21 protein-coding genes are annotated in these 24,171 nt (G+C 71.6%); 7 read left to right on the top strand and 14 right to left on the bottom strand.

All coding sequences use genetic code 11. The annotated features are described in order from the left end of the window. Positions 1–46 precede the first annotated feature (46 nt). The 5 genes from fabG to sbnA form a co-directional block, all read right to left on the bottom strand. Positions 47–790: a 3-oxoacyl-[acyl-carrier-protein] reductase gene (gene fabG, locus D1J60_RS27090; RefSeq protein ID WP_125596529.1), complete on the bottom strand. Its 744-nt coding sequence runs from the start codon at positions 788–790 to the stop codon at positions 47–49. Between the two features lie 163 nt (positions 791–953). Then, entirely contained in the window at positions 954–2,048 is a 1,095-nt protein-coding gene (locus D1J60_RS27085) for a beta-ketoacyl synthase N-terminal-like domain-containing protein (RefSeq protein ID WP_125822838.1), read from the bottom strand. Further along, a complete protein-coding gene (locus D1J60_RS27080; protein WP_125596523.1) occupies positions 2,045–3,313 on the bottom strand; it encodes a beta-ketoacyl-[acyl-carrier-protein] synthase family protein in 1,269 nt (422 codons plus the stop codon). The genes D1J60_RS27085 and D1J60_RS27080 overlap by 4 nt, the downstream gene beginning before the upstream one ends. After that, positions 3,310–3,573: an acyl carrier protein gene (locus tag D1J60_RS27075; protein ID WP_007267082.1), complete on the bottom strand. Its 264-nt coding sequence runs from the start codon at positions 3,571–3,573 to the stop codon at positions 3,310–3,312. The genes D1J60_RS27080 and D1J60_RS27075 overlap by 4 nt, the downstream gene beginning before the upstream one ends. A gap of 61 nt (positions 3,574–3,634) precedes the next feature. Beyond that, positions 3,635–4,669: a 2,3-diaminopropionate biosynthesis protein SbnA gene (gene sbnA, locus D1J60_RS27070; RefSeq protein WP_125596520.1), complete on the bottom strand. Its 1,035-nt coding sequence runs from the start codon at positions 4,667–4,669 to the stop codon at positions 3,635–3,637. A 176-nt stretch (positions 4,670–4,845) separates the two neighbouring features. Between sbnA and D1J60_RS27065 the strand changes: the two genes are divergently transcribed. From D1J60_RS27065 to D1J60_RS27055, 3 genes are all read left to right on the top strand, one after another. Then, positions 4,846–6,444 (top strand): tryptophan halogenase family protein, encoded by a 1,599-nt coding sequence (locus D1J60_RS27065; protein ID WP_125822837.1) that lies wholly within the window; start codon positions 4,846–4,848, stop codon positions 6,442–6,444. A 97-nt stretch (positions 6,445–6,541) separates the two neighbouring features. Beyond that, positions 6,542–7,213 carry a flavin reductase family protein gene (locus D1J60_RS27060; protein WP_125822836.1) on the top strand — a complete coding sequence of 224 codons (672 nt, stop codon included), beginning with the start codon at positions 6,542–6,544 and terminating at the stop codon, positions 7,211–7,213. Beyond that, complete coding sequence (locus D1J60_RS27055; RefSeq protein ID WP_125596511.1) at positions 7,200–8,513, top strand: cation:proton antiporter; 1,314 nt, start codon at positions 7,200–7,202, stop codon at positions 8,511–8,513. The genes D1J60_RS27060 and D1J60_RS27055 overlap by 14 nt, the downstream gene beginning before the upstream one ends. Positions 8,514–8,630: 117 nt before the next feature. Here D1J60_RS27055 and trpD read toward each other — a convergent pair whose 3' ends face one another. The 7 genes from trpD to D1J60_RS27020 all read right to left on the bottom strand — a co-directional run bounded on the left by trpD (position 8,631) and on the right by D1J60_RS27020 (position 17,899). Beyond that, positions 8,631–9,728 carry an anthranilate phosphoribosyltransferase gene (gene trpD, locus D1J60_RS27050; protein ID WP_125822835.1) on the bottom strand — a complete coding sequence of 366 codons (1,098 nt, stop codon included), beginning with the start codon at positions 9,726–9,728 and terminating at the stop codon, positions 8,631–8,633. Positions 9,729–9,769: 41 nt separating this feature from the next. Beyond that, positions 9,770–9,991: a hypothetical protein gene (locus tag D1J60_RS27045; protein ID WP_125596505.1), complete on the bottom strand. Its 222-nt coding sequence runs from the start codon at positions 9,989–9,991 to the stop codon at positions 9,770–9,772. A gap of 262 nt (positions 9,992–10,253) precedes the next feature. Next, entirely contained in the window at positions 10,254–11,612 is a 1,359-nt protein-coding gene (locus D1J60_RS27040; protein ID WP_125822834.1) for a 3-deoxy-7-phosphoheptulonate synthase class II, read from the bottom strand. Beyond that, positions 11,609–12,205, bottom strand: coding sequence for an aminodeoxychorismate/anthranilate synthase component II (locus D1J60_RS27035; protein WP_125596498.1), 597 nt, complete (start codon positions 12,203–12,205; stop codon positions 11,609–11,611). The genes D1J60_RS27040 and D1J60_RS27035 overlap by 4 nt, the downstream gene beginning before the upstream one ends. Continuing rightward, on the bottom strand, positions 12,202–13,740 hold the full coding sequence (locus D1J60_RS27030) for an anthranilate synthase component I family protein (RefSeq protein ID WP_125822833.1): 1,539 nt from the start codon (positions 13,738–13,740) through the stop codon (positions 12,202–12,204). The genes D1J60_RS27035 and D1J60_RS27030 overlap by 4 nt, the downstream gene beginning before the upstream one ends. 61 nt (positions 13,741–13,801) lie before the next feature. After that, the gene (gene sbnB / locus D1J60_RS27025) at positions 13,802–14,836 is read right to left on the bottom strand and encodes a 2,3-diaminopropionate biosynthesis protein SbnB (protein ID WP_125822832.1); all 1,035 of its coding nucleotides are present in this window, start codon (positions 14,834–14,836) and stop codon (positions 13,802–13,804) included. A gap of 66 nt (positions 14,837–14,902) precedes the next feature. Further along, complete coding sequence (locus D1J60_RS27020) at positions 14,903–17,899, bottom strand: BTAD domain-containing putative transcriptional regulator (RefSeq protein ID WP_125822831.1); 2,997 nt, start codon at positions 17,897–17,899, stop codon at positions 14,903–14,905. Positions 17,900–18,584: 685 nt separating this feature from the next. Here D1J60_RS27020 and D1J60_RS27015 point away from each other — a divergent pair. The 3 genes from D1J60_RS27015 to D1J60_RS27005 all read left to right on the top strand — a co-directional run bounded on the left by D1J60_RS27015 (position 18,585) and on the right by D1J60_RS27005 (position 19,831). Then, a complete protein-coding gene (locus tag D1J60_RS27015; RefSeq protein ID WP_125822830.1) occupies positions 18,585–18,800 on the top strand; it encodes a DUF6243 family protein in 216 nt (71 codons plus the stop codon). Positions 18,801–19,151: 351 nt separating this feature from the next. Further along, on the top strand, positions 19,152–19,436 hold the full coding sequence (locus D1J60_RS27010; protein WP_125822829.1) for a hypothetical protein: 285 nt from the start codon (positions 19,152–19,154) through the stop codon (positions 19,434–19,436). Next, positions 19,433–19,831, top strand: coding sequence for a DNA-binding protein (locus tag D1J60_RS27005; RefSeq protein ID WP_125822828.1), 399 nt, complete (start codon positions 19,433–19,435; stop codon positions 19,829–19,831). The genes D1J60_RS27010 and D1J60_RS27005 overlap by 4 nt, the downstream gene beginning before the upstream one ends. Before the next feature lie 46 nt (positions 19,832–19,877). Here the strand turns inward: D1J60_RS27005 and D1J60_RS27000 are convergent, their stop codons facing one another. Both D1J60_RS27000 and D1J60_RS26990 read right to left on the bottom strand, forming a co-directional pair. Next, a complete protein-coding gene (locus tag D1J60_RS27000; protein WP_125822827.1) occupies positions 19,878–20,717 on the bottom strand; it encodes an HAD-IC family P-type ATPase in 840 nt (279 codons plus the stop codon). An 860-nt stretch (positions 20,718–21,577) separates the two neighbouring features. Then, a complete protein-coding gene (locus D1J60_RS26990; RefSeq protein WP_125822826.1) occupies positions 21,578–22,927 on the bottom strand; it encodes a mucin-1 in 1,350 nt (449 codons plus the stop codon). A gap of 181 nt (positions 22,928–23,108) precedes the next feature. Between D1J60_RS26990 and D1J60_RS26985 the strand changes: the two genes are divergently transcribed. Further along, a complete protein-coding gene (locus D1J60_RS26985; RefSeq protein ID WP_125822825.1) occupies positions 23,109–24,131 on the top strand; it encodes a LacI family DNA-binding transcriptional regulator in 1,023 nt (340 codons plus the stop codon). The last annotated feature ends 40 nt before the right edge of the window (positions 24,132–24,171 follow it).

The following is a 24,171-nucleotide window of genomic DNA, read 5'->3' as shown; positions in this document are numbered from 1 at the left end:
GTCGAAACTCCTCTGTGAATCAGGCTGGTCCCGGTGGTCGGGCGGGTCAGACGACCAGACCGCCGTCGATGTGGAAGACCTGTCCGGTGATGTAGGAGGCGCGGTCGGAGGCGAGGAAGGACACCAGTTCGGCGACCTCGTGCGCCTCTCCGAAGCGGCGCAGCGGGATGCGGTCCGTCATCTCCTTGGCGTGCTTCTCGGACAGGCCGCCGACCATGTCGGTGGCGATGAAGCCGGGGGCCACGGCGTTGGCGCGCAGGCCGCTGCGGCCGGACTCCTTGGCGAGGGCCTTGGTGAAGCCGATGATCCCGGCCTTGGTGGCGGAGTAGTTGCTCTGGGTGGCGTTGCCGGCGGCGGCGACGGAGGAAAGGGTGATGATGGTGCCGCGGCGGCGCTTCATCATCGGGAAGGCCACCGCCTTGGCGAAGTTGAAGGTGCCGTCGAGGTTGGTGCGGACGACCGCGTCCCAGTCCTCGTCCTTCATCATGGCGAGGTGGCCGTCGCGGACGATGCCGGCGGCGGTGACCAGCACCTCCACCGGGCCCAGCTCCGCCTCGGCCTCCGCGGTGAAGGCCCGGACCTGTCCGCGGTCCGTGACGTCCACCCGGCGGGCCAGCACCCGCGCCCCCAGCGCCTCGGCGGACTTCGCGGCGAGCCGGGCTGCCTCCTCGTTGGACTGGTAGCAGAAGGCCACGTCGTGGCCGTCCCGCGCCAGGATCTCCACCACGGCCCGGCCGATGCCGCGCGAGCCGCCGGTGACGAGGGCTACCGGCCTCGGTGTCTCGGACATGGATAGGTGCCTCTCTCTCGGAACGCGGGTGTGCGTGCGGGGCGTGCGCGGGTGCGCGGGACGGGTGGGACGGGTGGGACGGGCGGGGGTACGGGGCTGCGGGCGGGATACGGGACTGCGGGCGGGGGCGCGTCGGCGGGCGCCCCCGTTCCGGACCGCCGGTTCAGCCGAGCCGGAGCAGGGTGGCCCCGACGGTGCCGTCCCGGTCGAGGGCTGTGACCAGGGCGAGCCGGTCGACCAGGGCCGGCCGGGCGCCCGCGTGGGCGAGGACGGCGGCCAGCTGGAAGGCGGCCGAGGCGGCGGTGGCGTCGCCGACGAGGGGGCGTACGGCGATCCGCTCGCCCGCGACACCGTCCAGCGCGGACTCCTCCTGCTTGCCGAGCAGCCCGGCCGGGGTGCCCGGGGCGACCAGTGCGATGTCCTCGGGGGCGGCGCCCGCGTCGGCGAGGACCTCCTCGACGCAGCGGGCCAGCGCGGCGCCGGCCCGGCCGCTCTCGGGGAAGGCCCGGAAACGGGATCCGAGTACGGTGGCGAGGACCTGGCGGCCCCCGTCGCGGGCGGCGTCCCCGCTCTCCAGCAGGAACAGCGCGGCGCCCTCGCCGAGCGGGTCGGCCTCGGCCCCGCCGTGGTCGGCGACCCGCTCCAGACGGGCCCGCTGGACGGAGTACTCCTCGGCGGCGCCGGCCAGCAGGGCGTTGGCGTGGCCGCCGCGCAGCAGGCGGGAGGCGTAGTTCAGGGCGAGCAGGCCGGTGGCGGAACCGCCGGAGACGGTGACGTTGGGGCCCTTGAGGGTGTGCCGGATGGCGCTCTGGCCGGTCGGGCAGTTCATCACGGTGTTCGGGAACCGGGCCGGGTCGACGAGGTAGGGCTTCTCCCCCGTCAGGGCGTCCTTGGTGAAGTCCATGATGGACTGGACGCTGCCGGAGGTGCCGAGCACCAGCCCGGTCTTCTCCGGGTCGGCGGCCAGGCCCCGGCCGAAGTCCTCCAGGAGCTCGCCGACGGTGACGACGGCGATGCCCGTGGCCCGGTCCATGGAGCGGGTGCCCTTGCGGCCGAGCACCTCCTTGATGTCGAAGCCGGGGATCAGGCCCGCGTCCTCGTACGGGACGGGCCACTTGACGGTGTCGACGGGGGCGGTGGCCGCCGTCCGCGCGAGGAGTCCCTCGGCGAAGGCCCGGCGGCCCAGCCCGTACGGGGAGCTGACCGCCCAGCCCGAGATGACGAGCTGGCGCTCGCGGGGTTCCGCTGCCGTGCTCATGCGACGGCGCTCCTCTCGTCTTCCCAGTGGCCGAGGACCAGCACGGCGTTGTTGCCGCCGAAGGCGAGTCCGTTGTTCTGCACGACCTTGAGGTCGGCTTCGACGGCCTCGTTCGGTACGCAGTCCACGCCGCACTCGGGGTCGGTGGTGCGGTGGTTGATCGTCGGCGGGATGAACCCCTCGCGCAGGGCGAGGGCGCAGGCCGCTGAGGCCAGGGCGCTGGCGGCGCCCATGGTGTGGCCGATCATCGACTTGATGGAGACGGTGCGGGGCAGGTCCTCGCCGAACACCTGGCGGATCGCGCCGACCTCGGTGACGTCGTTGGCCCTGGTGCCCGTACCGTGCGCGGAGATGAAGTCCACGTCGGCGGGGGTGATGCCGGCGTTGGCGTGCGCGGCGGTGATGCAGCGGGCGATCGAGTCCCGGTCGGGGGCGACCGGGTGGCTGGCGTCGCAGGACAGCCCGTACCCGAGGACCTCGGCGTAGATCCGGGCGCCGCGGGCCAGGGCGGATTCCAGGGACTCCATCAGCAGGATGCCGGCGCCCTCGCCGGTGAGGATGCCCTGCCGGTCGGCGTCGAAGGGCCGGCACACGTCGGGGGCGATGGTGCCGAGCCGGTAGAAGCCGGTGAACGTCTTGCGGCACAGGGCGTCGGCGCCGCCGCACAGGGCCATCTCCACGTCGCCGGAGCTGATGGCGTCGTAGCCGTAGCCGACGGCGTAGTTGCCGGCGGCGCAGGCGGTCGGGACGGTGACCGTCTCGACGTCCTCCAGGCCCAGTTCGCGGACGATCCCGGCGGAGAGCCGGCCCGGCCAGACGCGCCGGGCGACCACCGGGTCGAGGGTGTCCTCGCCCTGGGCGACCTGGAGCCCGGTGAGGTGGTCGAGGTCGCGGGACTCGCCGTCGGTGGTGCCGACCGAGACCAGGGAGCGCCTGGCCCGGACGTCCGCCTCGGTGAGTCCGCCGTCGGCCACCGCCATGCGGGCCCCGGCGACCGCGAACTGGGCGGCCCGGCCGAGCTCGTCGGCCGGCAGCTCGCGCAGCCAGGCCTCCGGCTCGAAGTCGGTGATCTCGCAGGCGTTGGAATGGGCGAAGCCTGTGGTGTCGAACGCGCTGATGGGCTTGGCCCCGCTGCGTCCGCCCCGCAGGCCCTCGGCGAAGGCGTCGACGCCCGTGCCGATGCTCGTCACGACACCGAGACCCGTGATCACCACCCGGTGCCGGGCGGCGGGTCGCCGCCCCGTCGCGGCCGTCCGGTCGCTCACTTGCCCTCGGCCTCCGCGATCACGGCGTACACGCCGACCAGGTTGACCATGCGGCTGAGCTCGGCCTGCTCCAGCGTGATGCCGAAGACGCGCTCCAGCGAGGCGAGGATCTCGATGGTGCGCAGGGAGTCGGCGTCGTGCTCCTCCTTGAAGAGGCTGGTCTCGGTCACCTCGTCGAGGTCGAGTTCCAGGATGTCGCAGACGATCTCCTTGATCTGCTCCTTGCGCTCGGCGTCGAGGGTGGCGATCTGGGTGGTCATCCGAATTCCTCCGTTGGGTGGGGATCGTGCGGGGGCGATGGTTCGATGGTGGGAGCGGCCGCTATCCGTGGCCTATATCCACGAGGTGGGGCGTGACGGCCGGCTGCGGGTCCTTCCACAGGTGGGAGACCTCGCCGAACTGGCGGCGCACCCAGTCGTCGTCGTAGATCGTCTCCAGGTAGCGGTCGCCGCCGTCGGGCAGGACGAGGACCACGTTGGAGCCCGGGATGATGTCCGGGGCGATCCGCTCCAGGGCGGCGACCACGGCCCCCGAGGAGCCGCCGGCCAGCACCGCTTCCTGGCGCACCAGGCGGCGGCAGCCCACGACGCAGTCGAGGTCGCCGACGTGGATGACCCGGTCCGCGTCCGAGGGGCGCAGCAGCCGGGGCACGACCGAGGCGCCGTGTCCCGGGATCAGCCGGGTGACGCGCTCGGGCGGGGCGAACAGCACGCTGCCGATGGCGTCGACCGCGTTGACGGTGGTGTTCATCCCGTGCCGGCGGATGTACTCGGCGCAGCCGCCCAGGGTTCCGCTGGTGCCCGCGGCCACGACGAGCTGGTCGACGCGGCCGTCGAGGGCCTCGGCGATCTCGCGCATCGTGTTCTGGTGGGCGACCGGGTTGAGCGGGTTGGAGTACTGGTCGGGCCAGTAGGCGTCGGGGGTCTCGGCGACGAGGTCGGCGACCCGCCGCAGCCGGGCGGGCAGCAGCTCGCCGGTGACCGGGTCGGGGTCGACGACGACCTCGACCTCGGCCCCGTAGGCCCGCAGGATCGCCACGTTCTGCCGGGTCGTGCGGGCGTCGACGACGCAGATGAAGCGCAGGCCGAAATAGCCGCAGATCTGGGCGAGCCCGATCGCGAGATTGCCCGAACTCGACTCGATCACCGTGGATGTGCCCGGGACGAGTTCCCCGGACCTGATGCGCGCCAGCACCATGGAGAGTGCCGAGCGGTCTTTGATACTTCCTCCGGGATTGAACCGCTCCACCTTCGCGAACACCCGCGAGCCGAGGCCCGGCAGCAAACGCTCCAGTTCGATGAGCGGTGTTCCTCCCACTGTCGAGAGGATTCCCTTCGTCCCTTCGTCGTACGGCATCTGATGCAGCCATCCTCTGCTGGGAGTTGCGGGGTGCGGATACAACGGGACCGAGATTCGGCCAATCCGCTATATCGACGCCATACGGCCGGTTATAGGTGGCGCATAGTCGACGGTCCGAATCTCTTCCCATCGCACAACGGAACTCCCCAGCAGACGGAAGAGAGAGTCCCCACATGACCGGCACCGACTCGCGCATTCAGAAAGTCGTCATCCTGGGCGGCGGCACCGCCGGCTGGATGACCGCCGCTTATCTCGGGAAGGCCCTGCAGGGCACCGTGGACATCACGGTCCTGGAGGCGCCGGCGATTCCGCGGATCGGTGTCGGCGAGGCCACCGTCCCGAACCTCCACAAGGTCCTCTTCGACTACCTCGGCATCGCCGAGGAGGAGTGGATGCGGGAGTGCAACGCCAGCTTCAAGATGGCGGTGCGGTTCGTGAACTGGAGAACCGGCGGCCAGGGCCAGCCCGACGCGCGTGAGCTGGAGAACGGCGGCCCGGACCACTTCTACCACCCGTTCGGCATCCTGCCCGACAGCGACAACGTCCCGATGTCGCACTACTGGGCCAAGCGGAAGCTGGAGGGCCTGACCGAGGAGCCGTTCGACTACGCGTGCTTCCGCGAGCCCCCGGTGATGGACGCGAAGAAGTCCCCGAAGTGGCTCGACGGCACCCCGTCCACCCGCTACGCCTGGCACTTCGACGCCGCGCTGGTCGCCGACTTCCTGCGCCGCTTCGCCACCGAGAAGCAGGGCGTCCACCACGTCCAGGACGAGATGACGCACGCCGAGAAGGACGAGCGCGGCTTCGTCAAAGCCCTGCACACCAAGGCCGGCCGGGTGCTGGACGCCGACCTGTTCGTGGACTGCTCCGGCTTCCGCGGCCTGCTCATCAACCAGGCGCTGGAAGAGCCGTTCATCGACATGAGCGACCACCTGCTGTGCGACAGCGCCGTCGCCACCGCCGTCCCGCACGACGACGAGGCGAACGGCATCGAGCCGTACACCTCCGCCATCGCGATGTCCTCCGGCTGGACCTGGAAGATCCCGATGCTGGGCCGTTTCGGCTCCGGTTACGTCTACTCCAGCAAGTTCACGACGAAGGAGGAGGCGACCAGGGAATTCAGCGCCCTGTGGGGCCTGGACCCGGAGACGACGAAGTTCAACCACGTGAAGTTCCGGGTCGGCCGCAACCGCCGCGCCTGGGTGAACAACGTCGTCAGCATCGGCCTCTCCTCCGCTTTCCTGGAGCCGCTGGAATCGACGGGCATCTACTTCATCACCGCGGCCATCTACCAGCTCGCCAAGCACTTCCCGGACCGCACCTTCAACCCGGAGCTGGCGAACAGCTTCAACCACGAGATCGAGGTGATGTTCGACGACACCCGCGACTTCATCCAGGCGCACTTCTACTACGCGCCGCGCAACGACACGCCGTTCTGGCGGGCCAACAAGGAGCTGACCCTCCCGAAGAACATCCAGGAGAAGATCTCCGCCTACAAGGCCGGCCTGGCCATCAATTCGCCGATCGCGGACGAGTCCACGTACTACGGCAACTTCGAGGCGGAATTCCGCAACTTCTGGACCAACGGCAGCTACTACTGCGTCTTCGCCGGCCTCGGCCTGGAGCCGGACGCCCCGCTGCCGATCCTCGCCCACAAGCCCGATTCGGTGGCCGGCGCCGAGGCCCTGTTCGGCAAGGTCAAGCAGGAGCAGAACCACCTCCTCGACACCCTCCCCAGCACGTACGACTACCTCCGCAAGCTGCACGGCTAGTACGCAGTCGCTTCCTTCCGGTGCGCAGGCCCGGAGCCGGCCCCTCCCTCCGGCTTCCGGGCCCCGCGCCGCACCCCAGACCAGGAGAGTCCCGCTCATGACAGCCACCTCGCAGCCGTCCCCGTCCGCCCGCACCGCCCCGATCGCCCCGAGCGCCACCACCGTCCGCGCCGGTCTGTCCGACGCGGCCGAAGCCGACATCAGGCCCCTGATGTCGGCCTTCCCCTCCGGCGTCTCGGTGATCACCACGATCGGCGCGGACTCCGAGCCGCGCGGCATGACGTGCAGCTCGCTCGCCAGCGTCGCCCTCTCCCCGCCCACCGTGGTGCTGTGCCTGCGCACCGCGAGCCCGACCGTCCAGGCCGTCCTGGAGACCGGGCACGTGGCCGTCAACCTGCTCCACGAGAACGCCCGCCCCGTCTCCGACCTGTTCGCCTCGGGCGCCCCCGACCGCTTCGAGCGCGTCGAGTGGCGGCTGCCGCTGGGCGCCGGCGGCCCGCACCTGGCCGGGTCCTCGCACGCCATCGCCGACGGCGAGGTCACCCAGGCCGTCGAGTTCGGCGACCACACCGCCGTGTTCGTCCGGATCAGCCGGGTCTCGCTGCACGACGGCGAGGAGCCCCTGCTGTACGGCAAGCGCCGCTACGCCCGCTGGACCGACGCCACGGCCGTCCCCGGCCCGCCCGCGGCGGCCCCTCCCCTGCCGGCGATACCCGCCCCGCTCGCCGCCCCGTCGGACCGGGAAGGAGCCGCCGGTGTCCGCCCGTGACCCGCTGCCCGATCTGCTGATCGCGATCCCCGCCGTCATCATCGCGTGCAAGGCCGGCGCGATGCTCTTCCGCCGGATCGGTCAGCCGCCGGTGGTCGGCGAGATCGCCGTCGGCATCCTGCTGGGCCCCTCGCTGCTCGGCTGGCTGTGGCCCGGAGCCCAGGCATGGCTGTTCCCCGGGACGGTCCTGCCGTTCACCGGGGCGTTCGGAAACATCGGTCTGCTGGCGTTCATGTTCCTGGTGGGCCTGGAACTCAACCTCTCGGCCCTGCGCGGGCACAGCCGTACCGCCATCGGCGTCAGCCAGGCGAGCATCGCGCTCCCGCTGGTCCTCGGCTCGGGCCTGGCACTGCTGATGTACGACACGATGGCCCCGAAGGGGGTCACCAAGCTCGCGTTCGTGCTGTTCATCGCCGTGTCCATGAGCATCACGGCCTTCCCCGTGCTCGCCCGGATCCTCACCGACCGGGGGCTCTACCACACCCGGATCGGCGCGCTGGCCATGGCCTGCGCGGCGGTGGACGACGTGACCGCGTGGTGCCTGCTGGCCGCGGTCGTCGCCGTCAGCACCAGCAGCTCCCCCGTCGAGGCGGCGACGACGGCGGCCCTCGCGGCCCTGTTCCTGGCCTTCATGATCTACGCGGTCCGGCCGCTGCTCGCCAAGTGGGCCGTACGGGCCGCCCGCACGGTGGACTCCGTCGTCCTGGTGGTGCTGTTCAGCGGTCTGTGCCTGTCGGCCTTCACCACCGACAAGATCGGCGTGCACGCCCTGTTCGGCGCCTTCGTCTTCGGGGTGATCACCCCGCGCGGCTCGCGGGTGATCGAGCTGTGCGCGGCCCGGCTGCGGGCCTTCACCATCCCCATCCTGCTGCCGCTGTTCTTCGTCAACACCGGCCTGAAGACCGATGTGGGGCTGGTGGCCGCCGACCCGATGATGCTGCTGTGGGCCGGCGCCGTCATGGTCGTGGCCTTCCTCGGCAAGTGGGGCGGCAGCACGGCGGCAGCCCGGGCCACCGGCCAGTCCTGGCGGGACGCCATGTCGATCGGGGCGCTGATGAACTGCCGCGGCCTGACCGAGCTGGTGGTGCTGAACCTGGGGCTGGAGCTGGGGGTGATCGGGCCCGAGCTGTTCACGATGCTCGTCCTGATGGCCCTGCTCACCACCGCGATCACCTCGCCCGCCCTGTCCTGGATCCGCCGGGGCGTGTCCCCGGGCAAGGAGGCCGCCGACACGGCCGAGGGGCCGCTGGTCCACGAGCCGGTACGGCTGCCGGCGAAGGCGGCCGCCCTCTCGCCCTGACCCCGCGACGCCCCACCCCCGACCGCCGACCGCCGCCGGTGCGGCCGCGCCGTCCCCCTCCCAGGGACCGGCCCGGCCGCACCGCGGCGCGTCGGCGTTCCGTGCGGCGCCTGCCGCTCACCGCCCGGCGGCGGCGAGCGGCGCTCCGGCGTGTCCGGCGGCCGCCCGCGCCCAGCGCTCCAGGACCGCCTCCGCGGCCCCCGAGTCCAGGGCGGCCGCAGCGGCGGCGATCCCCTCGCGCAGCCGCTCGGTGACCGTGCGGCCCCGGGACGGCTCGGCCGCGGCCAGCGCGGCCGCGGCCGAGAGCAGCACCGCGTCGCGCACCGGACCCCGCTCCCCGCCGGCGAACAGCCGCCGGGCCACCTCCGCGTTGTGCGCGGCGTCCCCGCCGCGCAGGGCGTCCACCGGGGCGGGCGCGATGCCCGCGTCGCGGGGGTCGAAGGACTCCTCCCGGACCCTTCCCCCCTCGACGCTGAGCACGGTCGAGGTGGTGGTGACGCTGAGCTCGTCGAGGCCGTCGTCCCCGCGGAACACCAGGGCGCTGCCGCCCCGGCGGGCCAGCACCCCGGCGATCAGCGGGAGCAGCCGCGCGTCCGCCACGCCGACCGCCTGGGCGGTCGGCCGGGCCGGGTTGGTCAGCGGCCCGAGCGCGTTGAAGACGGTCGGGATCCCCAGCTGCTTGCGGACCGCGGCGGCGTGCCTCATGGACGGGTGGAAGTCGGGGGCGAAGCAGAAGGTGATCCCGGCCTCCTCCACGAGGGCGGCCACCCGCGCCGGCTCCAGGCGCAGCCGCACGCCCAGGGCCTCCAGCACGTCCGCCGAGCCCGAGGCCGAACTCGACGCCCGGTTGCCGTGCTTGACGACCCGGGCGCCGGCGCCGGCCGCGACGATCGCCGACATGGTCGAGATGTTGACGGTCCGGGCCCCGTCACCGCCCGTGCCGACCACGTCGACCGTGGCGCCGGGGACGTCGAGGGGTACCGCGTGGTGGAGCATGGCCCGTACCAGGCCCTCCAGTTCACCGACCGTCTCCCCCTTGCCCCGCAGGGCGACCAGGAAGCCGGCGAGCTGGGCGTCGGTGGCCTCGCCGCTCATCACCCGGTCCATGGCCCAGGCCGTGTCGGCGGGGGCCAGGTCTCGGCCGGCGAGCAGGGTGTCCAGCAAGGCGGGCCAGCTGCGCGCTTCGCGGGCGGGTTCTGGTCTGGCGGTGGTCACTTGGGTCTCCCTCGGGTGAGTGGTGGGGTGGCCCCCGCCGCTCAGCTCCACTCGTCGTTGTCCTTGGTGGCGGACGGCGACGGGGTGGGGGCCGCGGGCGGAGCCTGCGGGGTCGTGGCGTCTGCGGTCACGCCGGTGCCGGCACTGCCGCTGCTGCCGGCCGGACCATCCTCGGCGGCGATCTGTACGCCACCCGCGATCGCCATGGCGGCGATGATCGCGACGGTGATGCGCTTGACCTGGGTACGCCACGTGTTCTGCATCTCTGTTCTTCCCCCGTTGAGTTCCGCTTGAGCTTCGCTTTGTTCCGGTGAGAAGAACACTAGGAAGGGGCGGCTTCGAGCTGATATCGCTGCGCCTTCCGAGGCTGCGCCATTTCGATAAGGACGATATACCTGCAGGTCAAGAGGGGTCCGTGGGGCAATAAAGTACTCCCGAACCCCTCTTGACGACTGCTTGCGGGCCGCTTGAGAGGCCCTCTGGACACCCTCCGGGGCACCCCGCGATAACGGCTTTAACCGGAATTCAGCGTTCCCGGTACATCTCGGCGACCAGGAATGCGAGGTCCAGCGACTGGGTGCGGTTGAGCCGGGGGTCACAAGTGGACTCATAGCGTTCGCTCAGCCCGTCCAGGCTCACCTCCTCACCGCCTCCCACGCATTCCGTGACGTCGCCCCCGGTGAATTCCAGGTGCACGCCCCCGGGATGCGTCCCGAGCTCGCGGTGGACCTCGAAGAAGCCCTTCACCTCGTCGACGATGTCGTCGAAGCGGCGGGTCTTGAGGCCCGACGGCGCCTCGAAGGTGTTGCCGTGCATGGGATCGCTCACCCAGGCCACCGGCGCGCCCTCCGCGGCCGTCTTCTCCACCAGCTCGGGCAGCCGGTCGCGCACCTGTCCGGCGCCCATCCGGACGACGAAGGTAAGCCGGCCGGGCTCGCGCTCGGGGTCCAGTCGGTCGATCAGCCGCAGGACGGTGTCGGAGTCCGTCGTCGGGCCGAGCTTGACCGCGACCGGGTTGGCGATCTTCGAGAAGAACTCCACGTGGGCGCCGTCCAGGTCCCGGGTGCGCTCCCCGATCCAGAGCATGTGCCCGCTGGTCGCGTAGCGCCGGCCGGTCGCCGGGTCCTCCCGGACCAGCGGTTCCTCGTACTCCAGGAGCAGGCCCTCGTGGCTGACGTAGAACTCCACGGCGTGCTGGATGCGTTCGTCGGCCCCGCAGGCCCGCATGAAGTTGAGGGCCTGGTCGATCTGGGTGGCGAGCGCCGCGTAGCGCTCGCCGACGGGCGAGCGGGCCACGAAGTCCTGGTTCCAGGCGTGCGCCTGGCGCAGGTCGGCGTAGCCGCCGGTGGTGAAGGCGCGGACGAGGTTGATCGTGCCGGAGGCGGCCCGGTGCATCCGCAGCAGCCGGTCGGGGTCGGGGGTGCGCTCGGCCGCCTCGAAGGGGAAGCCGTTGACGGCGTCGCCCCGGTAGGCCGGCAGGGTCAGCCCGCCGCGGGTCTCGGTGGGCTTGGACCGGGGTTTGGCGTACTGGCCCGCCATCCGGCCGATCTTGACGACCGGCACGGAGGCGGCGTACTGGAGGACGAGCGCCATCTGCAGCAGGGTCTGCACCTTGCGCCGTACCGAGTCCTCGCGGACGTCCGCGAAGGTCTCGGCGCAGTCCCCGCCCTGGAGCAGGAAGGCCTCGCCCCGGGCGACGGCGCCGAGCCGGTACTTGAGCTGCTCGCACTCGGCGGCGACCACGAGCGGGACGGACTCGCGCAGTCGTTCCCGTACCTCGGCCAGGGCGGCGGGGTCGGGCCATTCGGGCTGTTGTGCGGCGGGCCGGGCCCGCCAGGAATCGACGTGCTCCACGAGATCGCTCCTTCGAGGCTCCTGCGTCATCCGGCGAGGGTGCCGGCCGGGCGGGTCCGTGCTCCGGTGAGGAAGTTCCGCAGCAGCGGCATGCCGCCGACGGTGGTGATGGACTCGGGGTGGAACTGCACCCCTTCGACCGCGAGGGTGCGGTGGCGCAGGCCCATCACGTAGCCGTCGTCGACGGCGTGCGCGGTGGCGAGCAGCTCCTGCGGCAGGGGTTCGGCGACGATGAGGGAGTGGTAGCGGGTCGCCGTCATCGTCTCGCCGAGCCCGGCGAAGACCCCGGCCCCGTCGTGGGCGACCTCGCTGGTCTTGCCGTGCTTGAGCCGGTCGGCGACCTGGACGCGGCCCCCGTAGGCCAGGCCGATGGCCTGGTGGCCCAGGCAGATGCCCAGCAGGGGGACCCGTCCGGCGAACCGGTGCACCAGCTCGACGTGGCCGGACTCGGCCGGGTGGCCCGGGCCGGGGCCCAGGACCACGGCGTCCGGCAGCCGCGCGGCGAGCTCGTCGGGGCTCTCGGTGCGGGAGCGGACGACCTCGGTGTCGGCGCCGAGGGTGCGCAGGTACTGGTCGATGATGTGGGTGAAGCTGTCGTAGGCGTCGACGAGCAGGACCTTCACGGGAGCAGCTCCTCACCGGTGAGCGCCCAGTAGGCCGCTCCCATCTTGTGCAGGGTCTCGTGCCACTCGGCGGCGGGCGAGGAGTCGGCGACGATGCCGGCGCAGCTCTGGGTGGAGTAGGCCGTTCCGTCGTGGGTGACCGTGCGGATGCACAGGGCCAGGCGGGACCAGCCGCGCACGTCGACGAGGCCGACGGCGCCGGCGTACATGTCGCGCGGTTCGGACTCCAGTTCGGAGATGATCTCCATGGCGCGGATCTTGGGGGCGCCGGTGACCGTCCCGGCGGGGAAGGTCGCGGCCAGCGAGGACCAGGTGTCCTCGCCGGGGGCGAGGCTGCCCTCGACGGTGGAGACCAGGTGGAAGACGTGGCTGAAGGTCTCGACCGTCATCAGCTGGGGAGCGTCGAGGGTGGTGGGCAGGCAGACCCGGCCGATGTCGTTGCGGCACAGGTCGACCAGCATCACGTGCTCGGCCCGCTCCTTCTCGCTGGCGAGCAGGGCCTCGACGCGCGGCCCGTCCACGGCGGGGTCGCCGCTGCGGGGGGTGGTGCCGGCGATGGGGCGCATGACGATGCGGTCGCCCTCGGTGCGGAAGAGCACCTCGGGGCTGGCGCCGATCAGCGTGGAGCCGTCGCGCGGGACGAGGTACATGTACGGCGACGGGTTGCGTCCGCGCAGCCGCCGGTAGACGTCGAGCGGGGTGAGGTCGGTGTCGACCTCGATGCGGTGGCCGATCTGGATCTGGTAGATGTCGCCGACGCCGATGTGCCGCAGGCAGCGCTCCACGTGGGCGCGGAACGCCTCCTCGTCGGTGCTGTCGCGCACGGCGCGCGGGGCGGGGGCGGCCGGGACGCGGCCGGCGGGCTCGGTCATCCCGGAGGTCAGCCGCTCGACGATGCCGGCCAGGTCGGTACGGGCGGCGGGGCCCCCGTCGGGGCCGAAGGCCTCGCTGCGGGCGGCCAGCCGGACGGCCGTGCCGGCGTCCAGGTCGTACCAGACGGTGTCCTGGAACAGGGTCAGGACCAGGTCGGGGGCGCCCTCGTCGGTGTGCTCCCGGACGGGCAGGTCCTCCATGTACCAGGCGGCGCCGTAACCGATGGTGGCGAGGAAGCCGAAGGCGTAGTCGGGGCGGGTGCTGTCGACGTCGAAGCGGGACTGGACGGCGCGCAGCACGTCCCAGACCTGCCCGGGACGTTCGAAGATCCGGTCGCCCCCGGGGCCGGCGGCCAGCCCCAGCCCGTCGGCGACCCGGGACAGCTCGGCCAGTACGGGCGCCGCGCCGACGGCGGAGATCCGCCCGGCGCGGATGCGCAGCTCGGCGAGGCGGCCGAAGCCGACGACGGCGGAGTTTCCGTCGAACTCGGGGCTCTCCAGGGACTCCAGGAGGAAGACGTCCTCCCCGAACCGCGCCCGCAGGGCCTCGTACAGCTCGATCGGGGGGTGCGGGTCGAGGGCGGTCTCCTCGATCCGGACGGGGAGGGGGCGCCGGCCGTGTGCGGCCGGCGCCCGAGTGGCGGTGTCGAGCAGTGTGGTCACTGAATCACTTTCCTCGGATGGCTCGGGGCCGTTCGGGGCGGCCGGGTGTACGCGGCGGGGCTCAGCCGTAGCGGCGCATTTCGTGGAAGAAGTCCTCGACGACGGCGAGGTCGCCGCGCTCGTGCAGGGTGTCGTAGACGTGCCGGCCGACCGCGAGGTCGAGGACGCCCAGGCCGAAGGGCGAGAAGAAGACGGGCCTGTCCTCGGGCACGGACAGCTGCCCCGACAGCACGTCGTACAACGTCCCGTCGACGAAGTCCCGGCTGCCGGTGAGCTGTTCGGCCAGGTGGGGGGAGGTGTCGGCCTTCAGGCAGTGCTCGACGTCGTCGACGACGTTGAAGCCGGAGAGGATCACCTCGGGCGACAGGTCGCGCAGCGAGACGTGCAGCACGAGCGGGTTGTGTCCGAACCAGTCGGGCTCGGTGACGTGCGGGGTGCCGGCGACGGTCGCGAAGACGACGAGGTCGCTGCCGCGGATCAGCTTCTCGGCGCTGTCGTGGACGGTGACCGGACCCTGCTCGCCGGAGCGGGTGAGGTAGTCGGCGAAGCCGTCGGCGTGCTCGGCGGACAGGTCGTGCACGCCGATCTCGTCGAACTCCCAGCCGGTGCCCGCCAGGTACTGGTGGATGAAGCGGGCGATCAGCCCGACGCCGAAGAACCCGATCCGGCGCGGCCGGCGGCCCGCCGGGCTGAGCCGGTCGGCCGCCAGGGCGGCGGAGGCGGCGGTGCGGGCCGCGCTGATGATCGAGGATTCCAGGCAGGCGAGCGGATAACCGGTCGCGGGGTCGTTGAGTATCAGCACGGCGGAGGCGCGCGGAATTCCGGCCGCCACGTTTTCGGGGAAGCTCGAAATCCACTTCACCCCGTCGACGGGGGCCGCTCCCCCGATCGACGCCGGCAGCGCGATGATCCGCGAGGTGGGCCGGTCGGGAAATCGCAGGAAATAGGACGGCGGATTGACCGTCCCGCCCTCGCCGTGCACCCGATAAGCGGATTCGATCAATCCGACCACTTCGGGCGCACGGCCGTCCAGGACTTCGTGCACCTGGGCGCCGGGGATCACGGCGAAAGAGGGCGCGCCGGTCGTACGTGACATCGCAGACTCCACAGCTCGGCAGTTTTCTCGTCTGCGATGACGCTAGGGAGCCGCTTTATCGCCGGGTTATTGACCGGTTACGGATGCTCCCGCGACACCTCCGGCCGCCCCTGCCGCTTCGGCCACCCGGCGCAGCGCCGCCTCCGCCTTCGCCTCCCAGGGCGGAGAACCGATGCCCTGGAACATGGCGAGTGCGGCGGCAGCGTGCGCCGCCGCCTCCTCCAGGCGACGCGACTGCCGGCAGGCCTCCCCCAGCGCGAGCTGGATCTGCCCCTCGACCATGGGGCTCCGGGTGCGGCGGGCCACCTCCAGGGCCTCCGCGAAGGTCCGTTCGGCGGCGTCCGCCGCGCCGGCCTTGAGCCGCGCCTCGGCGAGCCCCAGCAGCGCGTAGGCCAGACCGAGCAGATCGGACTTCTCCCTGACGATGTCCACCACCCGGGAGAAGTTCTCCTCCGCCGCCCCGAGGCGTCCCAGCGCCAGGTACGCGCTGGCCAGCCGGTACGTGGCCAGGGCCAGCGTGCGCCCGCCTCCCTTGATGCCCTCGCACACCCGCAGGGAGTCCATGCTCAGCTCCACCGCCATCTCCGGCCGCCCCTGTTCGAGGGCGATCTGGGACATGAACTGGAGTGCGTACGCCTGCGTGGTGCGGTCGTCCTGCGCACGGAAGACCTCGAGTGCCTCGCGCAGCCGGCTCATCCCCAGGTCGTAGTCGCCCCGGATCCGGTCGATGAAGGCGAGATTGTTGAGGACCAGGGCCCGGCCCCGCGGATCACCCGCTTGCGTGTAGAGGCCCAGTGCCTTCTCCTGCCGCGCGGCGGACGCGGCCAGCCGGCGGTGCCGGAGCTCGATCACGCCGAGCTGCTGCTCCATGGCCGCCCAGCCGCGCAGGTTGCCGGCGTCACGGGCCACTTCGAGGGCGTACTCGCTGCATCGGCGCCAGTCCTCCAGGTAGTTCCGCGACTCGAACAGGACTTCCATCGACATGACCAGGTCCCAGGCCAGGTCGTCCATGCCCAGTTCCGCCGCCTGCTCGACGACCGCCACCAGCGACAGGCGCTCCGCCTCGAACCACTCCAGCGGCGCCGCCAGCAGCTCCTCCACCAGCACGGAGTCGACGTCACGCCGCGGCTCGTCGCCGCGCACGGTGCCGTAGTCGCCGCCCTTCTCACGCCGGAAGGCCTGCTCGGCAATGGTCAGGGAGGTCCGGAACACCCGTTCGCAGGCCTCCCGCCGGTCCTCCTCGCTCTCCTCCTCCCGCGCCAGCTCCTCCGCGTACAGCCGCATCAGGTTCTGGAAGCGGTAGCGCAGCTGCCCGGTGGCGTCGACGCCGACGACCTCCAGGAACTGCGCGTCCACCAGGTGCTCGATCAGCCGCTCCGCGTCCATGACGTCCCCGTCCAGCAGCGCGGCACCCACCCACGTGGTGAAGTCCGGTACGCCGAGCAGCCCGAGCAGCCGGTAGAGCCGGGCCGCGTCCTTGTGCAGGTAGCGGTAGCTCAGCTCGAAGCTGGCCCGGACCTGGGACTCGCCCTGGCTGAGCTCGTCCAGCCGGCGCCGCCCGTCGCTCAGCCGGGTCACCAGGTGGCGCACCGTCCAGTGCGGCTTCGACGCCAGCCGGGCCGCCGCGATGCGCAGCGCCAGCGGCAGCCGGTCGCACAGCTCGGCCAGGCGGGCCGAGTCCCCGGGGGCGGCCTGGATCCGGACCTCGCCGACGATCCGGCCGAGCAGCTCGACCGAGTCCGCCTCGGAGAGCACGCCCAGGTGCACCCGTCCCCGCTGCGGCCAGGTCACCAGCTGCTCCAGCTGCTCCCGGCTGGTGACGAGCACGGTGGAGCCGCCGCTGCCCGGCAGCAGGGGGCGGATCTGCGCGAAGGTGCGTACGTTGTCCAGCACGATCAGCACCCTGCGCTCCGCGAGCACGCTGCGGTACAGCGCGATGCGGTCCTCCAGGCCGATGGGCACGTCCTCGCTGTCCACGCCGAGCGAGCGCAGGAAGCGGCTGAGTATGTCCCCGGCGGTGGTCGGCGCGTGGTGCTCGTCATAGCCGCGGAGGTCCGCGAACAGCCGCCCGTCCGGGTACTGTTCGGTAACACGGTGCGCCCAGCGCACCGCGAGGCCGGTCTTGCCCACCCCCGCGACACCGGTGACCAGCCCGACGGTGGACGTCCGCCCGTCCCCGCCCTGACCCTCCACCAGGGTGTCGAGCGCCGCGAGTTCGAGCCCGCGGCCCGCGAACCCCGGTACATCGGGCGGCAGTTCGGACGGCACGACGCGCCCGCGTACCGCTAACGCGTCGGCGGCACCTTCTCCCCCCGCCACCACGTCCGCCGGCGGTTCGAAGGCCAGGGACGGATCATCGCGCAGGATCGCGTCGTGCAGCTCCTGGAGTTCGGGGCCCGGGTCCATGCCGAGCTCGTCGATGAACTGGCGCCGCGCCTCCCGGAAGCTCTCCATCGCCTCGGCCCGCCGTCCGGAGCGGTACTGGGCGATGATCAGGTGGTACCGGGTGCGCTCGCGCAGCGGGTGTTCCCGTACGGCGGCGGCCAGTTCGGGCAGCAGCAGCTGGTGCCGCCCCAGCTCCAGCTGCACGCTCGTCATCGCCTCGTAGGCGTTGATGCGGACCTCTTCCCACCGGGCCGCCTCGTCCTCGACGAGCTGCCCCGTGACCCCGGCGAGCGCGGGGCCCCGCCAGAGCGCGAGCGCCTCGGCGTAGCAGCGCGCCGCGTCCGCGGGCCGGTGCGTGCGCACGGCCTCCTCGGCCTCGGCGACGAGCCCGCTGAAGGTGACGGTGTCGAGCACGTGCCCGTCGGGCCGCAGCAGGTACCCGGGGTGCGCGGTGGCGATGACCTCCTCGGCGACCCCCTCGCTCTTGATCGCCTTGCGCAGGGCCGCGATGACGATGGCCACCTGGGTCCGCGCGGTGGCTGGCGGACGACCGTTCCAGACCACGTCCACGAGGGTGTCAACCGGAACGATCCGCCCCGGACTCAGGAGCAGAAGGGCCAGAATCGTACGTTGCCGGGCACCGCCGACCTGAACGGACCGTTCCCCCACGGTCACCATGAGTGGTCCGAGAATTCCGAATCTGAGTGGCTCGCCCAACTGTGTCTCCCCCCGTCGCCACCGGGCCCGGCAGCGCGATCACCCTACCTGTCTGCCGCTGACAGAAAAGGGCCGAGACCCAAGCTTTGCGGCTGGTGGGACACCATGACCGAAAGCTGATCGATCATCTCGTGAATGGCTGGAATCGATCGGCACCCTACCGGCACCCGCCGAACACCCACGAGGTCTACATCCGGCCAAACCCAGGGAACAGGAAGGTCCCCTTCACGCCGCCCCCAAGCCACCCACCCGCCACCTCCCAGCAGCCCGGACCCCACCACCCCGAGGCCACCTCCCCGAATCCCGTCAACCTCCCCCTGTCTCCCTTCGCACCCCTCCAACGACCGACCCCCCGCCCCGACATCCCCCACACCCCCGAAATTTCACACCCCCGCCACACACCCCCACCCCCAACCGGCCACCCCCTCCCCCACCCCCACCCCGCCAACCCCGATCCGGCCGCCCGGACCGGCCCCGGGCGGAGCTCGGCACGCCAGGCCGACGGAACCGGGTAGCGTGATTGTCATGTTCTTCCAGACCGATGTACGCGTGAGAGCGTGACGGCCCCCGACGACGTCCCTCGACCCCGCCGCCCGTTCCCACCGATGAATCCGCAGACCACTTCACAGCACCACTGGGAGAGCCCGTGACCGACAGCAAGAACATCAACAATCCCGTGGGCCAGGGCGGCGGCCAGCGCAAGAGGCAGTCCCGCGCCGAACGGCAGAACAACGGCCCGCACCGCAACCTCGACCGCCAGGGCGCCGCCGGCCAGAAGGCCGAGCTGGTGCGCAAGATGCGCGAGAAGGTACTCGGGGCCGAGGACGCCGGACAGCCCGACGACGACGCCGCAGAGAGCTGACGCACCGCCGCCGCAGGGCGGCACCACACGGAGCAGGGCCCGGACCGCACGTCGCGGTCCGGGCCCTGCTGCCGTGTGAATCCCCGTGGACCGGGTCAGACGTCCTCGCGCACCGGCTCCAGGATCGCCACGCACTCCACGTGGTGGGTCATCGCAAACATGTAGAGCCAAAACAGCTCAAAGAAAACCGCAGGTCAGAGGCGTGCGCGACGCAAAACGGATGCAAGATCAATGTGCATGACGTGCACGATGGGCGTTACGCGCGATGCCTGACGCACGGAGGGTGGCATCCCCGGACTCCGCGCCATCGCGAAGCTCGCCTTATGGCATTTGCAATGCCATACTTCCGGCATGGCTGACGACGACACCGACTTCCCGCCCGGTGACGGCCCCACTAGCGGCATCTCCGTCTCCCTGACCGCCGGCACCCTGCAAGCGATCCGTGAGCGAGTAGGCAAGCGAGGCGTGTCCGCGTATCTGGAGAAGGCCGCGCAACGGCAGATCGAGCGGGACAACCTGGATGAGCTGATCGCCGACTTCGACAAGACTCATGGACCCGCCGACCCCGAAGCCGTCGCAGCCAAACGAGCCAAGCTCACCGGCGGCACCTCCTCCGACGCCGGGGCAGCCGCGTGAGCGGCGCGCTCATCCTGGACAGCGAGGGCCTGGCCAAAGCCGTGCAACGCGACCGCGAGGTCCACGAGTGGCTGACCGCCGCACGCGACGCCGACCTTCCTGTGATCACTTCCGCCCCGATCCTCGTCGAGGTGATCCACCCCCGGATAAACGACGCCGCCCTGAAGTGGACGCTGTCCCGGCTCCGGGTCGAGCCAGTCACTCAGGCCCTCGCCCAGACCGCCGCCGGTCTGCTGCGCGCTGCCGGCCTGCACGGACACAAGTACGCCATCGACGCGATGCTGTGCGCCACCGCCTTCGCCCAGCCCGGCCGCGTCACGATCCTGACGTCCGACGTCGAGGACATCACCCTGCTCACCAGCGACCACCCACGTATCACCGTCGAGAAGGTCTGACTCTCGCCTCCGCCGGGAGTGGCGTTGGGCGCCAACGGCGAAGTCGCTAGGCGTTGGTGACCACCGAAGGGGACGACACGGCCATGGCCGCGGCGGCGATGATCGGGCTGAGGCGTATGCCCCACAGACGACAGAGGGCGCCGGCGGCGATCGGGATTCCGCCGGCGTTGTAAACGAGGGCGAAGAAGAGGGTCTGCTTGATGTTGCGCATGGTGGCGCGGGAGAGGCGGATGGCGGTGACGACTCCGGCGAGGGAGCCGGAGACGAGGATGATGTCGGCGGCCTCGATGGCGACGTCGGTGCCGGTGCCGATCGCGAGGCCGACGTCGGCTTGGGCGAGGGCGGGGGCGTCGCTGATGCCGTCACCGACCATCCCGACCGTGCGGCCCTCGCCCTGGAGCCGACGGATCTCGTCCGCCTTGTGCTCGGGCAACACTTCGGCCAGGACCCTGGGGATGTCGCCGTGCCCGGCGATCGCAGCGGCGGTCCCGGCGTTGTCGCCGGTGAGCATCACGATGTCCGTGCCGAGTCGCTGCAAGGCGGCCACGGCACGGGCCGAGTCGTCCTTGACGGTGTCGGCGATGCCCAGTGACAGAGTCGAAGCCAGAGGGCGGGCGACCGGGTGCTCGCTGTCGGCCTCGGCGCCGGCCGCGAGCGCGAGCAGCTCGTCCTCGCTGAAGCCGCCGACCGGCTCCGCATCGGCGAGGGCTGGCCCGCCCTCGGTGACGGTGCCCGTCTTGTCCAGGACGATGGTGTCGAGCTTGTGCGCCGTCTCCAGTGCCTCGGCCGAGCGGATGAGGATGACGTCCCGCGCGCCCTTGCACACGTCGGGGTTTCTCGCGAGGAACGCGCCGACCTCGACGCGCCACGCGGGGACCGGGCTCATCCGGAACGTGGGCCAGAGAATGTCTCCGGAGGGAGCGAAGGTGTAGGTGGCGGCCTGCTCGATGTCGTCCCAGGCGGTGGCGGCCTCGGCGGACCACTCCAGTTCGCCAGCCGGTCCCGTACGGTGGCCCAGGTCATCGCGACCGGGCAGGGGCCGCAGGCGGACGACGAACCACGAGACGGCCTCGGTGCTGCTCGCTCAGCTCAGCGATGAGGAACTTGCCGCAGTTCGGGAGCGGGCTGCTCATAGCAACGAGGTTCTGACCGGCTTCCGGTCGGGCAGCGACGAACTCGCAGAGCCTGGCGAGCGCCGGCCGCAGTACGCGACCACGGTGCCCAAGCTGCAGTGATACGAGGCGAAGGCCACCGAGTTGGGCGTGAGTGTGAGGGCCATCAAGCGGTGGGCGCGCGCTAGCGACCGGGAAGCCGGGCTCGTGCGTGACGGCCCGGACCGTGGGAGCGGCGACATGGCAGGGCTGGGCCGGGCCGCCGTGCGGTGGGTTGAGATGGCCCTGGGGGAGCACGGGAAAGAGTCGAAGCCGACCCGTGGGAAGGTAATCCGTTCCGTCGGCACGCGCCTGGAGGCCCACTACGGCGAAGGGGAGGTGGAGCTGCCCGGTCGCGCGACGGCATACCGGCGGCTTCAGGAGCTGGAGCGGTGGCTGCCGACCTTCCGGCTGAGTGTGAAGCGCAACCGGGGCATCGCCGCCAGGCCGCCGGGCGCGTACGGGAAACTGCGGCCCGCAAGGCCGGGCGGAGACCTGCTGATGGATACCACGCGCCTGGACGTCTGTGCCATGGACCCGATCACGATGAAGTGGGTTCAGGCCGAACTGACCGTTGGGCGCGGGCTCTCGTCCCTCAGGGAGTCGAGGGGCCGGGCCAGATGGCCGAGGCGTCGTCGCGGTGCGGGTCGGGCAGCCGGATCGGGCGGACCGGCATCGTGCGTTGGCGTCCTTCTGCGGCGGCCGTCCACGGGGCGGGGTGCCCGGAGTAGCACAGGGTGGTCAGGGCGAACACGCCGTCGGCGTAGACCTCGACGTATTCGCCGATGGTGAGGATGCGCAGGGTGGCGGCGGGGCTGGTCAGGACGGTTTCGCCGAGTCGGGTCCCCTCGGGGCCGGTGACCCAGAGGTTCTTGCCGTCGCAGCCCACGGCGAGGGCGGGACGGTCGCCGCCCGGTGTGTCGGTGCGCAGGGTGATCTCAACCGGCCCGGTGATGCCGATGTCGCCGACCGCGTGCAGGGTGGGGTGGTCGGTCTCCTCCCCGAGCCAGGTGTTCAGGCCGGGCCACCATTCCAGGCGGGGAGCCGCATCGCCCCCCATCACAAGTGACTTCGGCTGGGCGAGCATGCCGCGGCAGCTGGCACCGGTGTCCCTGAGACCGGCGCGGCGGGGCGTGGTGTGCAGCACGACGCGGGAGCCGTCGGGCGCGGCGATCACGCGCGGAGCATAGGCGCCGGTCGGGCCGAGCGGGCCACGGCGGGTCCAGGGGCCCCTGAGGCGGGGGGCGGTCCACGCGTCGAAGCCCCGGGTGGCGCCGATCGAGCCGAGCAGCAGCCAGCTGCCGTCGTCGAGGCGTTCCAGGACAGGGCACTCCAGCTCGTCGACGTCACCGGGTGAGATGAGCGGCGGGTGGACGGTCCAGTGCTCCAGGTCGTCGGAGGTGGCCAGCGCGACGCAGCCGCTGACCTCCACCGGGAGGGAGGCATCGCTGGCACAGATGACCATGACCCAGCCGTCCGACTCGTCGTCACGTACGACGAATGGGTCGCGCCAGCCCATGCGTTCATCGGTGCGGTACCAGCGTGGGTCCGCTTCGACGACCGGCCCGATGCCATGACGGCGCCAGGCTGTGCCGTCGGTGCGGTCGGAGTACGCCAGTCCGACCGACTGGAGTGGCCAGCCACCCGGGGTGAGACCGGAGACGCCTGTGTAGAACATCGCCATTGCGCCGGCGTGCCGCAAGGGGTGCATGGTCCACACGGCCTGCTGGTCGAACCGGCCGGGCAGGCCGTTGCCGAAGGCGGTGCCCTGGGGCTGCCAGTGGACCAGGTCGGTGGAGGTTGCCCGGCCATAGGAGGTCTCCATCCGCAGATGGTCGAACTCTGGTGTCCAGGGTCCCTGCAGGTGCAGCACCACATACGTGCCGTCCTCGTCGCGCAGGAGGGCGAAGTCGTTCACACAGAGGCCGGGCGGGGCGTATCGCATACACAGTTCCTGTCGCTCCGCAGCGCGCAAACGCGTGCGCTGACGTTGATCAAAAAGAAGGTCCCCCAAGGACGAGCCCAAGTAGATATGAACGCAAACGCTTGCGCAACAAGGTGCGCGGGTTTACGGTCACGTCACCCACAGATCACACCGACGTGAAAATCAAGGGGAGGAGTCCGCCGTGACTGCCAGCATCACCGATGTCGCTCGCGCCGCCGGAGTCTCGGCGTCCACCGTGTCCCGCGCGCTGCGCGGCCGGCCGGGGGTGTCGGCGGAGGCGCGGGACCGGATCGTGGCCCTCGCCGCGCAACTCGGCTACACCGCGTCCCGCTCGGCCTCCAGCCTGGCCAGTGGCCGCACCTACACCGTTGGTGTGCTGGTCCCGTACGTGGGCCGCTGGTTCTTCGGCACCGTACTGGACGCTGCCGAGAAGGTGTTCAGCGCCGCCGGATACGACGTGCTGCTGTACAACCTGGGTTCGCCGGAGACCCGCAAGCGCTTCTTCACCAGGCTGCCGGTCCGCAAGCGGGTGGACGCGGTGCTGACGCTCCTCATTCCTGATGAGGAGGAGTCGGCGGCGCTGCGCTCACTGGGGGTGCCGCTGGCCACCACGGTCGGCGGAACCCGGCCCGGCTTCACCGTGGTCGGCATCGACGACCGGGCCGGCACCGAGAGCGCCGTACGGCATCTGGTGAACCTGGGCCACCGCCGGATCGGCATGATCAGCGGGTCCAGCGGACCGCTGCACTGGACCACGCCCATCGAGCGCCGCAACGCCTACCTCGACGTCCTGGCCGACGCCGGGATCGACCACGATGCGGCCCTGGAGGCGGACGGCGACTACACCGTCGAGGGCGGCGAGCGGGCGATGACCGAACTGCTGGCCACTGCCCGGCCGCCGACCGCCGTGTTCGCGCAGTCCGACGAGATGGCGATGGGCGCCCTGCGCGCCCTGCGCAGGCACCGGCTGAAGGTGCCGGAGGACGTGTCGGTCGTCGGCTTCGACGACCACGAACTCGCCGACGTGGTCGGCCTGACCACCGTTGCCCAGCCGGTCGCCGAGCAGGGCGCCGAGGCCGCCCGGCTGCTGCTGCGCCAGATGGACGAACCCGACGCCGAACCACCCGTCGCGCAGGTGCAGATGCCCATCCGCCTCGTCTTGCGCGAGACCACCGCCCCGCCGCGCCCGCGCGGCCCGCGATAGCTCCCCAACCCCACACCCGTAAAGCACGACAGCACCTCGA

It is taken from the genome of Streptomyces sp. W1SF4, from assembly GCF_003950035.1.
Lineage (GTDB): Bacteria > Actinomycetota > Actinomycetes > Streptomycetales > Streptomycetaceae > Streptomyces > Streptomyces racemochromogenes.
This window is presented reverse-complemented; position numbering and strand designations above follow the sequence as displayed.

Excerpts from the sequence above, each read along its gene's own strand:
- fabG (WP_125596529.1), bottom strand. The coding sequence starts at position 790 with ATGTCCGAGACACCGAGGCCGGTAGCCCTCGTCACCGGCGGCTCGCGC.
- D1J60_RS27085 (WP_125822838.1), bottom strand. The coding sequence starts at position 2,048 with ATGAGCACGGCAGCGGAACCCCGCGAGCGCCAGCTCGTCATCTCGGGC.
- D1J60_RS27075 (WP_007267082.1), bottom strand. The coding sequence starts at position 3,573 with ATGACCACCCAGATCGCCACCCTCGACGCCGAGCGCAAGGAGCAGATC.
- sbnA (WP_125596520.1), bottom strand. The coding sequence starts at position 4,669 with ATGCCGTACGACGAAGGGACGAAGGGAATCCTCTCGACAGTGGGAGGA.
- D1J60_RS27065 (WP_125822837.1), top strand. The coding sequence starts at position 4,846 with ATGACCGGCACCGACTCGCGCATTCAGAAAGTCGTCATCCTGGGCGGC.
- D1J60_RS27060 (WP_125822836.1), top strand. The coding sequence starts at position 6,542 with ATGACAGCCACCTCGCAGCCGTCCCCGTCCGCCCGCACCGCCCCGATC.
- D1J60_RS27045 (WP_125596505.1), bottom strand. The coding sequence starts at position 9,991 with ATGCAGAACACGTGGCGTACCCAGGTCAAGCGCATCACCGTCGCGATC.
- D1J60_RS27040 (WP_125822834.1), bottom strand. The coding sequence starts at position 11,612 with ATGACGCAGGAGCCTCGAAGGAGCGATCTCGTGGAGCACGTCGATTCC.
- sbnB (WP_125822832.1), bottom strand. The coding sequence starts at position 14,836 with ATGTCACGTACGACCGGCGCGCCCTCTTTCGCCGTGATCCCCGGCGCC.
- D1J60_RS27020 (WP_125822831.1), bottom strand. The coding sequence starts at position 17,899 with ATGGTGACCGTGGGGGAACGGTCCGTTCAGGTCGGCGGTGCCCGGCAA.
- D1J60_RS27010 (WP_125822829.1), top strand. The coding sequence starts at position 19,152 with ATGGCTGACGACGACACCGACTTCCCGCCCGGTGACGGCCCCACTAGC.
- D1J60_RS27000 (WP_125822827.1), bottom strand. The coding sequence starts at position 20,717 with ATGAGCCCGGTCCCCGCGTGGCGCGTCGAGGTCGGCGCGTTCCTCGCG.
- D1J60_RS26990 (WP_125822826.1), bottom strand. The coding sequence starts at position 22,927 with ATGCGATACGCCCCGCCCGGCCTCTGTGTGAACGACTTCGCCCTCCTG.